The 12,978-nt window shown below is 67.6% G+C and carries 10 protein-coding genes; 3 read left to right on the top strand and 7 right to left on the bottom strand.

Annotated elements, in window-relative coordinates; all coding sequences use genetic code 11:
• The coding region (locus Q4F73_RS08470) for a Rib/alpha-like domain-containing protein (RefSeq protein ID WP_303358917.1) at window positions 1-3,214 on the top strand (3,214 nt) is incomplete at its 5' end.
• Between the two features lie 46 nt (window positions 3,215-3,260).
• Here the strand turns inward: Q4F73_RS08470 and Q4F73_RS08465 are convergent.
• Window positions 3,261-3,821 carry an RNA polymerase sigma factor gene (locus Q4F73_RS08465; RefSeq protein WP_303358916.1) on the bottom strand — a complete coding sequence of 187 codons (561 nt, stop codon included), beginning with the start codon at window positions 3,819-3,821 and terminating at the stop codon, window positions 3,261-3,263.
• A gap of 143 nt (window positions 3,822-3,964) precedes the next feature.
• On the opposite strand from Q4F73_RS08465, the gene Q4F73_RS08460 reads away from it, so the two are divergent.
• Window positions 3,965-5,512 (top strand): catalase, encoded by a 1,548-nt coding sequence (locus tag Q4F73_RS08460; protein ID WP_303358915.1) that lies wholly within the window; start codon window positions 3,965-3,967, stop codon window positions 5,510-5,512.
• 130 nt (window positions 5,513-5,642) lie between these two features.
• Here the strand turns inward: Q4F73_RS08460 and Q4F73_RS08455 are convergent, their stop codons facing one another.
• From Q4F73_RS08455 to Q4F73_RS08430, 6 genes are read right to left on the bottom strand one after another with little or no spacing between them, the layout of a single operon-like run.
• Window positions 5,643-5,987, bottom strand: coding sequence for a Na+/H+ antiporter subunit G (locus Q4F73_RS08455; RefSeq protein WP_303358914.1), 345 nt, complete (start codon window positions 5,985-5,987; stop codon window positions 5,643-5,645).
• Window positions 5,987-6,259: a cation:proton antiporter gene (locus tag Q4F73_RS08450; RefSeq protein WP_303358913.1), complete on the bottom strand. Its 273-nt coding sequence runs from the start codon at window positions 6,257-6,259 to the stop codon at window positions 5,987-5,989. Before Q4F73_RS08450 ends, Q4F73_RS08455 begins: the two co-directional genes overlap by 1 nt.
• Window positions 6,259-6,675 (bottom strand): monovalent cation/H+ antiporter subunit E, encoded by a 417-nt coding sequence (locus Q4F73_RS08445; protein WP_303358912.1) that lies wholly within the window; start codon window positions 6,673-6,675, stop codon window positions 6,259-6,261. The genes Q4F73_RS08450 and Q4F73_RS08445 overlap by 1 nt, the downstream gene beginning before the upstream one ends.
• 1 nt (window position 6,676) lies before the next feature.
• Window positions 6,677-8,200 (bottom strand): monovalent cation/H+ antiporter subunit D family protein, encoded by a 1,524-nt coding sequence (locus Q4F73_RS08440; RefSeq protein ID WP_303358911.1) that lies wholly within the window; start codon window positions 8,198-8,200, stop codon window positions 6,677-6,679.
• Window positions 8,200-8,577, bottom strand: a complete 378-nt coding sequence (locus Q4F73_RS08435; protein WP_303358910.1) for a cation:proton antiporter subunit C — start codon at window positions 8,575-8,577, stop codon at window positions 8,200-8,202. Before Q4F73_RS08435 ends, Q4F73_RS08440 begins: the two co-directional genes overlap by 1 nt.
• The gene (locus tag Q4F73_RS08430) at window positions 8,574-11,513 is read right to left on the bottom strand and encodes a DUF4040 family protein (RefSeq protein ID WP_303358909.1); all 2,940 of its coding nucleotides are present in this window, start codon (window positions 11,511-11,513) and stop codon (window positions 8,574-8,576) included. The genes Q4F73_RS08435 and Q4F73_RS08430 overlap by 4 nt, the downstream gene beginning before the upstream one ends.
• A gap of 122 nt (window positions 11,514-11,635) precedes the next feature.
• Between Q4F73_RS08430 and Q4F73_RS08425 the strand changes: the two genes are divergently transcribed.
• The coding region (locus Q4F73_RS08425; protein WP_303358908.1) for a hypothetical protein at window positions 11,636-12,978 on the top strand (1,343 nt) is incomplete at its 3' end.

Genomic DNA, 12,978 nt, shown 5'->3' with positions numbered 1-12,978 from the left:
GGAAGGCTGGGAAGTGACGGTTGACCCGACCACCGGCACCACCACGGTGACCCCGCCGGCTGATGCGCAGCCCGGTGACCTGATCCAGGTTCCGGTTGTCGTTACCTACCCGGATGGTTCCACTGACGATGCCACCGTTCCGGTGACTGTCGGTGCTCCGGATGAGGTTCCGACCGAGGCCGATGACAACACTCCGGGTTACAACCCGGGCCGGACCAACCCGGGTATCCCGGTGGATGTTCCGCAGACCGGTGACACCGAGCTGCCGGACGGTACCGAGTTCACCCTCCCGGAGGGCTACACCCCGCCGGAAGGCTGGGAAGTGACGGTTGACCCGACCACCGGCACCACCACGGTGACCCCGCCGTCTGATGCGCAGCCGGGTGACCTGATCCAGGTTCCGATAGTCGTTACCTACCCGGACGGTTCCACCGATGACGCCACCGTTCCGGTGACTGTCGGTACCCCGGGTGATGTGACCACCCAGGCTGATGACAACAACCCGGCGTACGACCCGGGTGATACCGTTCCAGGCATCGCTGTCGACCTTCCGCAGACCGGTGACACCGACATGCCGGACGGCACCGAGTACACCCTGCCGGAGGACTACACCCCGCCGACCGGTTGGGAGGTGGTGGTCGATCCGACCACCGGCACCGTGACCATCACGCCGCCGGCTGCTGCCCAGCCCGGGGACTCCATCATCGTCCCGGTCCTGGTGACCTACCCGGACGACTCGAGCGAGCAGACTCCGGCTCAGGTCATCGTGACTGGCGGCGACGCTGCGGATTTCCAGCCGGTGTACGAATCGGTCCAGGTCATCCAGGATGGCCCGGCTGTTATCGCTGGCCCGCCGGCAGGTGATCAGCCGGCTGGCACTACCTACGCTCCGGCCGACGGCACCCAGGATTGGGCGAGCGTCAACCCGGATGGCACGGTTTCCGTGCAGGTGGGTTACGACGTCCCGGTCGGTCCCTACGACGTTCCCGTCACGGTGAACTACCCGGACGGCACCAGCGAGGTCGTCAACGTGCCGGTCTCCGTCATCAATGCTGACGACGCCAGCTACCTCCCGACCGTCGTCACGCAGGGCGGCACCGCCACGGTCGCCGCTCCGCTGGAGGCCGACGGTGTACTGTTGCCGGTCGGCACCACCTTTGAGGCCGGCGTCGGCACGCCGCCGTGGGCAATGGTCGACCCGCTGACGGGTGAGATCACCCTGACACCGGGCTTCGAGGTTCCGGCTCAGGCGATCACGATCCCGGTGGCTGCCATGCTCCCGAGCGGTGAGCTCCTGCTTATCGACGCCCCCGTCTTCGTCCAGGCTGCCGTCTCCAACCCGGTGTACCAGGACGCGACGGTCAATCAGGGAGAGACCGCGCTCATCGCCACCCCGACCAACCCGGATGGCACCGCGATCGTGCCGGGCAGCACGTTCGCTTCGGCTGACGGTGTCCCGGCATGGGCGACCGTCAACCCTGACGGCACGATCTCGGTGGCCCCGGGCACGGATGTGGTTCCGGGCACCTACACGATCCCGGTGACCGTCACTTACCCCGACGGCACCACCGGTGTTGCGCAGGCCAAGGTCACGGTCGTCGGTCTCCCCGACGACACCACTACCGAAGCCGAGGACAACAACCCGGGTTACAACCCGGGCCGGACCAACCCGGGGACTCCGGTGGATGTTCCGCAAACTGTTGACACCGAGCTGCCGGACGGTACCGAGTTCATCCTGCCGGAGGGCTACATTCCGCCGGAAGGCTGGGAGGTTGACGTTGATCCGACCACCGGTACTGTCACGGTGACCCCGCCGGCGGATGCCACCCCGGGTGACCTGATCCAGGTTCCGGTGGTGGTGACCTACCCGGACGGTTCCACCGATGACGCCACCGTTCCGGTGACTGTCGGGACCCCGGATGAGGTTCCGACCGAGGCTGATGACCATAACCCGGGTTACAACCCGGGCACGACGAAGCCGGGTACCACGGTCGATGTCGAGCAGACCGTTGACACCGAGCTGCCGGACGGCACGGAGTTCTCCATCCCGGAGGACTACACCCCGCCTGCTGGCTGGGAGGCTGAAGTTGATCCGACCACCGGTACTGTCACGGTGACCCCGCCGGCGGATGCCGCCCCGGGAGATCTGATCCTGGTACCGGTCGTGGTGACCTACCCGGATGGCTCCAGCGAGACGGTGGTGTCCACTGTCACGGTCGGTGCCCCGGATGTCACGCCGACCGAGGCCGACGAGAACCAGCCTGACTACCAGCCGGAGTCCACGGTTCCGGGCACTCCTGTGGATGTCACGCAGGACGCCGACCTGCCGGAGGGCACCGAGTTCACCCTGCCGGAGGGCTACACCCCGCCGGCTGGTTGGGACGTGGTGGTCGATCCCACCACCGGCACCGTGACGGTGACCCCGCCGGCGGATGCCGCCCCGGGCGCTGTCATCCAGGTGCCGATCGTGGCAACCTACCCGGACGGCTCGCAGGACAATGTCACCGCCACCGTTGCGGTTGGCATGGACGACCTGTACTACCCCGGCACCCAGGTGCAGCAGGGTGGTACCGCCACGGTATCCACCCCGCGTGGACCTGACGGCGGCCCGCTGCCGGATGACGTGGAGTTTCGTCTGGGAGATGATGCACCTGAGTGGGCATCGTTGAATGAGGATGGGTCGATCACGGTCACACCGGGTCGGGACGTTCTGCCGGGCTTCTACACCATCCCGGTCGAGGTCACGGATGCTGATGGCAACACCATCATCCTGCCTGCCGTCGTCCAGGTCACCCCGGCCGCCCCGGTGGTCGATGATCCGTCGTCGCCCCCGAGCAGCTCCTACTCCCAGCGCTGTGCCGCCGCGGGTGTGACGGTTGGTCTGCCGTTGCTGTTCCTTATCCCGCTGGGTCTGGCAGCACAGGTCAACATGCCTGGCCTGTCGCCCATGATCTCGCAGATCCAGGGACAGATCGAGCAGACGAACGCGAACCTGCAGCGTAACTTGGGTATCTTCGACCCGAACGCCGCGCAGTTCGTGGAGCAGCTCAACGCGATGCTGAACGAGAACGGCCAGGCCGGGCAGATCATCGGCGGGGCCGCACTCGTGGCGGCAGGTCTGCTGGTCAGCAGCTACCTCCACGACAACTGTGTCGGAGGCGGTTCCAGCACCTCGAGTGCGTCCAGCCTCTCGAGCGGATCGTCCAGCTCGTAACTGACGGAACCGCCCTCTCCTTCCCGGAGAGGGCGGTTCCGTGCGACTAGGGGCCCGTCCCGGCGGCGTCGATAAGATCCTTGCGCGCGCGGGCCACGCGCGAGCGGATGGTGCCCACCCGCACGCCCGCGATTTTCGCGGCTTCCTCGTAGGTGTATCCGAGGACCTGGGTGAGGATGAGTGCTTCTCGACGATCGTCCGGTAACGCGTCGATAAGCGTGCGCGCGTCGATCCATTCGGACCAGGAGGCGGCGTTGGCGCCGTCGACGGCGGTGGTGGCCGCGGCGTCCTCGTACTCCGTGGCCGACTTGCGGGGGCGGGCCATGTCATGGCGGATGTTGTCGACCCAGACGCGCCGGGCCAGGGAGAGCAGCCAGGTGCGGGCGGAGGAGCGGGCGGCGAAGCGGGGGAGTGCGCCCATGACCCGCAGGTAGGTCTCCTGCGTGAGGTCGTCGGCGATGTCGCGGCCGCCGAGGTGGGCCAGCAGTCGCCAGACGTCGTCCTGGGTGGCGCGGATGAACTCCGTCAGAGCCTCGCGATCACCGCGTCCGGCCCGGAGGGCCAGATCGGTGACGCGGGCGTCGTCATGGGCGGAGTGCTTCGTCACGCCTGACGACGTTACCAGGGCAAACGGCGCCCATGAGCGTCGATAGGTACGGTGGGGGTTGCGCGGCTCACAATATGGGCCTAGGCTATCAACCAGAAACCACCGATAGGTGGAATAAATTATCAACCGAGAAAGAGGGAGCCATGAGCGACCAGAACTCCAAGGCCAACGACATCGTCGAGCGCGGCCTGCGCCCTAACGTTACCGGCCAGACCACCCGCCACAACGGCGCGCCGGTGGCCTCCGAGAACATCTCCGTCACCGCGGGTCCGCAGGGCCCCAACGTGCTCAATGACATCCACCTCATTGAGAAGCTCGCCCACTTCAACCGCGAGAACGTACCGGAGCGCATCCCGCACGCCAAGGGCCACGGCGCCTTCGGTGAGCTCCACATCACCGAGGATGTCTCCCAGTACACCAAGGCCAAGCTGTTCCAGCCGGGCACCGTCACCCCGATGGGTATCCGCTTCTCCACCGTCGCCGGAGAGAAGGGCTCCCCGGACACCTGGCGCGATGTCCACGGTTTCGCCCTGCGCTTCTACACCGAGGACGGCAACTACGACATCGTGGGCAACAACACCCCGGTGTTCTTCGTCCGCGACGCCGTGAAGTTCCCCGACTTCATCCACTCCCAGAAGCGCCTCGGCCGCAACGGTCTGCGCGACGCCGACATGCAGTGGGATTTCTGGACCCGCACCCCGGAGTCCGCCCACCAGGTCACCTACCTCATGGGCGACCGCGGCACCCCGACCACCACCCGCCACATGAACGGCTACGGCTCCCACACCTTCCAGTGGGTCAACGAGGCCGGCGATGCCTTCTGGGTGAAGTACCACTTCATCTCCCGCCAGGGTGTGGAGAACTTCACCGACGCCGAGGCCACCGAGATGGCCGGCATCAACGCCGATCACCACCGTCAGGACCTCTACGAGTCCATCGACCGCGGTGACTACCCGATCTGGGACGTCAAGGTCCAGGTCATGCCGGCCGCCGACGCGGAGAACTACCGCTTCAACCCCTTCGACCTGACCAAGGTCTGGTCCAAGAAGGACTACCCGCGTATCGACGTCGGCCACTTCGTGCTCAACCGCAACCCGCGCAACCACTTCGCGCAGATCGAGCAGATCGCCCTCGACCCGGGCAACATCGTCCCGGGCATCGGCCTGTCCCCGGACCGCATGCTCCAGGCCCGCGCCTTCGCGTACGCCGACCAGCAGCGCTACCGCATCGGACCCAACTACCGCGACCTGCCGGTCAACCGTCCGCTCAACGACGTCAACACCTACAGCAACCGCGGTCCCATGGCCTACTTCTTCGATGATGAGGACCAGCCGACCTACACCCCGAATCGCTTCGAGAAGGGTGCCGGCTACCTGGACAACGGGGAGGACTCCTCCTCCGGAGTCACCTACGGCCAGGCCGCTGACCTCTACGTCAACCCGGACCCGCACGGCACCGACATCGTGCGTGCCGCCTACGTCCAGCACCCCGAGGACGATGACTTCGTCCAGCCGGGCACCCTCTACCGCGAGGTGCTCGACGAGGCTGCCAAGCAGCGCCTCGCCGAGAACATCGCCGGTGCCATGGACGGTGTCTCCGAGTCCGTCGAGGAACGCTGCTACTGGTACTGGTCCAGCGTCGACGAGGACCTCGGCCAGCGCGTGAAGGCCGCCTTCGCCGCCAACAAGTAACCCGCGGCACCGAACGCCGCCTTCCCCGCCGCCCCGCGGGGAGGGCGGCGTTGGCGATTCCGGGCGCGGCGCCGATAAGCACAACAGCAGCACCCGGATACACCGGGTGCTGCTGTGAAGGTCTGTGCCTCTACGCCCCCGGCTGGTAGGCGCGGTCCGACTGGTGCTTCTGATCCACGACCGTCACACCGTAGATGGAGCGGCCGATGTAGTAGGAACCGACGGAGGCGACGATCCACACGCCCGCGATCGCCAGCAGTCCACGAACGAGATTGTTGGCGTCGAAGCCGGTGGTCGACCAGTCGAGGATGAGCTTGGAGACGATGAGCAGCGGAAAACCGACACCGATGACGGGGCCCAGGAGGTTGACGCGGGTCAGGGCGTCGGGGGCGCGCCACATGGCGACCGAGGTGGTCACCACCATGAACGTGGCCACGACGACCAGGACGGACACGATGATTTCGGCGATGGTCATTAGCGGCGCCCCCTCGAGATGATGCGTGCCATGGACAGGGTCGGCAGGACACCGCCGGCGATGGCGGCCAACAGCGCCACCTCGTAGCCGATGGAGGTCGGGTTGATCAGCGTCCAGGCGAGGAAGATACAGACCATCGTGTAGAAGATGAGGTCCGCCACCACCGCGCGGGTGAGAACATCAGAGGTGCGCAGGACGAGCACCAGGCCCGACAGCAGCGTGAGCGCCATGACGGCGATACACGCGGCGATGAGCCACTCGAAGGGGGACATCAGTTCTTCTCCTTCCGGTCGGTCGGGTACTCGTAGAACTTCGGGTCGAGGGTGGTCACGGAACCCTGGCCCGGGACGCCGTGGTCGATCGAGCGCACGTGGGGGGCCAGGCGCTGCTCCATGTCGGCGAGATCGGCGACGACCTCGTCGGGATCAGAGCCGAAGGCGGCCTGCACCAGCAGAATGTGCGGGTCTCCCTCGTGCTCGGGGGCACGCAGACCCAGCGACAGGGTCGAGGGCGTGGTGGTGATGCAGGTGGAGAGCCAGAAAATCTGCCACTCGGAGGTCACGCGCAGGGGGTAGCGGACGATGACCGGGTCGTAGCCCGCATCGGGGCGAAACCCCGCCCACGCCACCTTGAAACCGGCGGCGAAGATCTCCTTGATGAACCACGGGATGAACAAGAACACGTGCATGTCAGCGGCCTCCCTGGAGGTCGGTCATGTCGGGGACACCGATCGGATTCTCGCCGAGGACGGCGGAGGCGTAGCCCTCGACGTTGAGGAGGCCTTCGGTGGCGGTGAGGGTGGCGTCGATAAGCGGGCCAGCGAAGATGAACATCGCCAGCGAACCCGCCATGAGCACCACCGACGGGGCGAGAATGCGGCCGGAGACGCGCAGTTCCTTCGGGTAACGCTGCATCGGCTTACCCCAGAAGACCTCGCGCCACACGCGCAGCATGGACAGCAGCGCGCCGATCGAGGCGACGACGATGACGCCGATGACCAGCCACGACCACCAGTCGACGGCGCGGGCGATCTCGAAGACGAGGAGAATCTTGCCCCACATGCCCGAAAACGGCGGGAAACCGACGATGGAGAACGCCCCCGCGGCGAACAGCGCCGCCACCAGAGGATCCCGGCGGGCCAGACCCGAGAGCCTGGTGAGCAGGCCGGTGGCGTAGGTCTCCTCGATGGCGCCCGAGGTGAGGATGAGCGCCCCGACGGTGACCATGTGGTGCAGCGTGTAGAGCAGACCGGCCGCCAGCGCCCGCTGCGGATCATCCGAGGTGAACGCCAGCATGACGAGGATGAACGGCATGCCGTTGATCATCTGGTAACCCAGGACGCGGCGGATCGAGTTCTCACCCAGACCGGCGAACGCGCCGACGAGCATGGAGACCACCATGATGGCGATGATGAGCCAGTTCCAGCGGTCATCCAGGTCGAAGATGTTCACGTAGATGCGGTAGAGCATGTACACCGCGACCTTCGTGTGCAGGCCGGAGAACAGGCCCATGACGGCCGCGGAGGTCTCCGGGTAGGTGCGCGGCAGCCAGGTGTGGACCGGGAAGACGCCGGCCTTGGCGCCGATCGCGATGACCACCAGGCCCATCGCGACCACTGCCGGCCCATTACCCGCCGCCACGCCCTGCAGGGCGGCGATGTTGACCGAACCGGTGACTCCGTAGAGCACACCGACACCGATGAGCAGCAGCGTCGAGGCCGCGAGGTTGACCAGCACGAACGCCCGGCCACCGGCCAGACGCGCCCACGTGCCGGACATGGCGATCAGGCCGTAGGACGGCAACAGCATGACCTCGATGAACACGAAGAAGTTGAACAGGTCGGCGGTGAGCAGCGCGCCGTTGACACCCGTGATGAGGATGAGGGTGAGCGAGGCGTAGTAGCGGGAGACCGTCTCCCCGGAGATGGTGGCGAACCAGTTGGCCGTGGCGGCCACGATCATCGTGGTGATGATCATGATCGCGGCGAAGGTGTCCGCCGCGAACGGGATGGCCACGCCGCCGACGTACAGGCCGACGTTGTGGGCGATCGGGCCGTTGTCCGCGGTGTGCATGAACAGCCAGATACCGGCGGCGATGCCGAGCAGCGGGATACCGATGTGGAGCACATCGCGGGCCCAGCGCCACGGCAGCAGCACCGCGATGGCCGCGGTGAACAGCGGGATGGCGGCGAAAAGCGGGAGAGTCCAGTCCATTACTTGCCTCCGTTACCGGCCGCGCGGCCGAGGGTGGCGACAGGATCGGCGGCGATGTTGTCGTCGGCCGGCTCGGGGACGTCCGTGTCGTCGTCGCGTCCCAGTGCGGCCAGGGTGAGCAGGATGGTGGTGGTGGCCATGGCGATGACGATGGCCGTCAGCACGAAGGCCTGCGGCAGCGGGTCAGCAGCCACATCCAGGGGGGTGCGGTCGGGGAAGGGCTCACCACGCCAGGCGCCCACGCCGGCGGCCAGCAGGGTGAGGTTTCCGGCGTGGCCCAAAAGAGCCATGCCGAAGATGATGCGCACCATGCCGCGCTGCTGGATGAGGTACACGGATCCGGTGACCAGGATCGCGATGGTCAGGGCGAGGATCATCGGTCGGTCTCCTTGGTCTCCTGGGCGTCGGCGGGGGGATCAGCGACGAGCACCGAGCGCGGTGCATCCGCCGGGTTGATCGGCTCCGGGAACGCCTCCACGTGGTTGTCCCCCTTCTCGATGGTCGGGGTGGCGGGGAGGGGACCCTCGTCGTCGATACGCGCGTAGTTGAGGTCGTTGACGTCCACACCCGGGCGCAGGTAGCCACCGAGGGCGTTGATCGCCATGGTGAGCATGCCGAGCACCGCCAGGTAGATGCCCAGATCGAAGATGAGCGAGGTGGTCATGTGCTCGCCGAGGATGTAGCCGTGGATGGCGTAGAGGAAGGATCCCTCGAGCAGGCCGATGAAGCCCGCGCCGACGGCGGTCATGATGCCGATACCGGTCAGCCACACCGGGGTGGACTCCCGGAAGACGATGCCGTCCTGGCCCTTGGACAGGTACGCCAGGCCGATGGCGGCACCCATGATCAGCGCCGCGACGAAGCCGCCGCCCGGATCCTGGTGACCACGCATGAACACGAGGACGCTGAGGATCGCCAGCACCGGGATGACCAGCACGATGACCTTGCGCATCGGGATGGAGTTGAGCTGCGACTGCCCGAAGGGGGCCGGGCGGGTGCCCTGCTTGAAGGGGTGGCGCGGCATGGAGTGGGCGACGGCGGCGATGACGATGGCCGCCATGCCCAGCACCGAGAGCTCGCCGAGGGTGTCCAGGGCACGGAACTCGACGAGGATGACCGCGACGATGTTCTGGCCACCGGTGATCTCCGGTGCCTGGTCGAGGTACCACATGGCCAGTTCGGAGCGCTCGCGGCGACCGAGCAGGGCGAAGACACCGCCGAAGGCGACGGCACCCGCCGCCAGGGCGATGACGAGGGAGCCGATCTGGCGGCGGCCCGAGGTGACCTTGGGGAACAGGCTGGGCTGGTAGCGCAGCACCATCATGATGACGATGACGGTCAGCGCCTCGACGGTGAGCTGCGTGAGCGCGACGTCGGGGGCGCCGAGCAGCATCATCTGCAGGCTCATGCCGACGCCGACCGTGCCGATGAGCACCGCCGCCGACAGGCGGGAGTTGGTGATCGCCAGACCCACGACCGAGACCGCGATGATGATGAGCGGGATGAGGTCCCACGGGTTGTCCAGGCCCTCCGTGCGCGGGGCGGGAGTGATGCCGTCGACACCGGGGGACAGGAAGGTCGCGCCGCCGAGGACGATGACGCACAGCACCAGTGGCAGCAGGTGCCTTGAAGGGTTGTGGGTGTTGGCCATGGCGCCGAGGAGGCGCCCGAAACGGGTGGAGAGGCGGACGCCGGATTCGAGGAGGTCGTTGCCGGAGGAGGGGAACATCCGGCGCCCCTCCAGGACCGGCCAGATCCGCTGGCGGAAGGCCACACCGATGATGCCGATGACCAGCACCGCGACCGAGATGAGCAGCGGGGTGTTGATGCCGTGCCACAGGGCCAGATGAGATTCGTTCGCCACGCCCATGGAGGCGGTGACGGCGTCGAGGGGGGCGTCGAAAAGCCCCAGCATGAAGGCCAGCGGCAGGGACATGAAGCCCGGTAGGGCGGCGGGCAGCCAGAGTGAAACGGGCGCCTCGTGGACCTTGGACATGTCGCGCGGGCCGTCGATGAAGGCGCCGAAGACGATCTTCGCCGAATAAGTGAAGGTGAGTACGGCGCCGATGGCGGCGACGAACAGCAGCAGGCCGGAGTAGGGCGCGTCCTGGAAGGCGGTGAGCATGCCCTCCTTGGACACGAAGCCCAGCAGCGGCGGGACGGCGGCCATCGAGGCGGCGCCGATGACCACGGAACCGAAGGTGAAGGGCATGCGGTCCCACAGGCGGCCGAGGCGGCGGATGTCACGCGACCCGGCCTCGTGGTCGATGACACCGATGAGCATGAACAGGCTCGACTTGAACAGCGCGTGGGCGGCGGTGTGCACCACGGCGGCCGCCAGGGCGAAGGGGGTGCCCACGCCGATGGTGGCCACGATCCAGCCCAGGTGGGAGACGGTGGAGTAGGCGGTGAGCTGCTTGAGGTCCGTCTTCTGCACCGCAAACGCCGCGGACATGACGGCGGTGGTCATACCCGCGATGATGAGCAGGCCGTTCCACACGGCGACGTCGTGGAACACCGTGGAGAAACGCAGCAGCAGGTAGATACCGGCCTTGACCACGGCGGCGGCGTGCAGGAAGGCTGAGACCGGGGTGGCGGCGGCCATGGCCTCCGGCAGCCAGAAGTGGAAGGGCAGCTGCGCGGACTTGGTGAACGCGGAGACCGCGACGAGCACGGCCACACCGGCAGTCAGCTCCGGCTGCTGTGCCCAGAAATCAGCCGCCAGGATCTCCGAGAGGCGGGTGGTGCCCGCGGTGGTGGCGGCGATCGCCACGGCCACCAGCAGGGTGAGACCGCCGACGAAGGTGAGGATGAGGGTACGGATCGACCCGGCCTCACCGCTGCTGCCCGAGCGGGCGATGAGCATGAACGACGCCAGCGACACGAGCTCCCACGCGAGGAAGAGGAGGATGACGTCGTCGGCAAGCACGAGCAGCAGGATCGACAGCGTGAACGCCGTCATGATGGTGTAGAAGCTGGTGTTGCCCTGTCCCTTCGGCAGATACGCCGCCGAGTAGATGAACACCACGGCACCGATGACCAGCGCGAGGAGGGCGAAGAACACGCCGAGCGCGTCACCGCGTAAGGACAGCGCCACGTCCATCCCCGGGGCGACGACATCCGTCACCCACACGTAGTCGAAGGTGAGGGGTCTGCCGTCGAGGACCGCGGGTAGTTCCCGGCCCAGCACCACCGCCCCCGCCACGAAAAGGGCGGCGAGGGGCCACCCTGCCTTTCTGTCCAGAAGTCGTACCGCCAGCGGGGCGGCCGCCACCGCCACTGCGGCGAGCGTTATGACGAGAATGAGGGTCACAGGGAAACCACGCTCTTTTGGGAGATCGGGTGCACGGTAGGAATCGCACTTGACGTTACCAGCCGGGGTTGACGGTGCGCCTACCACATCTGCACCACCCCCTACCAGTACGTTCTGAAGACATGAGCTCGTCCATCCGCCACTGGATCACCGCCCTTCTGCTCGTGGTCCCCCTGGTCATCGGCGCGGCTGTCGCCGCCGCCACCCACCTCGATCCCGCCTCCGCGTGGAGCAGCGGGGAGGAACCGGCCGCCGCGCCTGCCGTCGGCGTGACTCAGGAGCTTATCGACGCCCGCCGCGCCGCCGGTGAGGCCGGCGCCCAGGCGGGCTTCCTCACCACGGGCACCGGGGAGCTGGCCGATGGCGTCGCCGAGATGAAGGAGGGCGCCGAGGGGCTGCCCACCCAGTTCAACGAGGCGGTCGTCGGCGCCCAGCAGCTGCACCAGGGACTGGTGGAGCTGCAGGCGGGTGTCGGCCAGCTGGGGACCGGCGCAGGTGAGGTGGCCGACGGTGTCGGCGGAGCGGTCGACCAGGTCATCGGCCTCGGGGCCCTGCGCGGGCAGCTGCTCGGTGCCATTGACGACACCCTCGCGGGGATGGAGGGTGCCGAGGATCCCGACGTGGTCGAGGCCCGCGAGCAGCTCACCTCCCTGCGCGGTCAGGTGGAACTGGTCGAACTCGACGGGGAGATGGCCCAGCAGCTGCAGGCCCTCAAGGACGGCTCCCGGGAGATCGCCAACCAGCTCGGTGTCCCCGGCTACGCCTTCCACGACGGCATCTACACCGCCACCCGTGGCGCCCAGGACCTCTCCTACGGACTGACCCAGGCACAGGGCGGGGTCGGGGAGGCCATGAGCGGGGTGGAGGCACTCGACGAGGGGGCCCAGCGTATCGACGACATGGCCACCCGCACCCAGGACCGCATCACCGCCGTCCAGCGCGCCCTGCCCGTGGCCCCTGCCGCGGAGGGCGAATCGGAGGCTGTCGGGCCCGCCCTGTCGCCGCTGTTCGCCCTGCTGATCGCCGCGCTGGCCCTGGTCGGCGGGGCCTTCGCCGGTGCCTCCCGACGCTGGTGGGTGCTCCTCGGAGCCACCGTCGGCCTCACCGTGGCGGGCGTGCTGCTGCTGTGGCTGGTCGGCGACGGCCTGGGAGCCCCGGTACTGGCTCTGTCTGCGCCGGTGCTGGCGTGTGGTGTTCTCGCGGCGGCGGTGGTGACCCGGACGCTGGTGCGCCTTCTCGGCGCGGTCCCCGGGGCCGTGGTGGCCGGCGTGCTGGGGCTGGTGCAGCTCGGCGTCGTCGGGTGGGTGTGGAAGACGCTGACCACCAGTGATGTCTCCGCGGCCTGGCAGATCGTCGCCAACCTCTTCCCGCTGAGCTGGGCCACCTCGGGACTGACCGTCGCGGGCAATGACGGCACCCTCGGCATCTTCTGGCTGGCACTCGGCGTCCTGGGCGCGGTGTCCGC

It is taken from the genome of Corynebacterium sp. (assembly GCF_030535495.1).
Taxonomy (GTDB): domain Bacteria; phylum Actinomycetota; class Actinomycetes; order Mycobacteriales; family Mycobacteriaceae; genus Corynebacterium.
This window is presented reverse-complemented; position numbering and strand designations above follow the sequence as displayed.

Excerpts from the sequence above, each read along its gene's own strand:
- Q4F73_RS08445 (WP_303358912.1), bottom strand. The coding sequence starts at position 6,675 with ATGCACGTGTTCTTGTTCATCCCGTGGTTCATCAAGGAGATCTTCGCC.
- Q4F73_RS08440 (WP_303358911.1), bottom strand. The coding sequence starts at position 8,200 with ATGGACTGGACTCTCCCGCTTTTCGCCGCCATCCCGCTGTTCACCGCG.
- Q4F73_RS08460 (WP_303358915.1), top strand. The coding sequence starts at position 3,965 with ATGAGCGACCAGAACTCCAAGGCCAACGACATCGTCGAGCGCGGCCTG.
- Q4F73_RS08450 (WP_303358913.1), bottom strand. The coding sequence starts at position 6,259 with ATGTCCCCCTTCGAGTGGCTCATCGCCGCGTGTATCGCCGTCATGGCG.
- Q4F73_RS08435 (WP_303358910.1), bottom strand. The coding sequence starts at position 8,577 with ATGATCCTCGCCCTGACCATCGCGATCCTGGTCACCGGATCCGTGTAC.
- Q4F73_RS08455 (WP_303358914.1), bottom strand. The coding sequence starts at position 5,987 with ATGACCATCGCCGAAATCATCGTGTCCGTCCTGGTCGTCGTGGCCACG.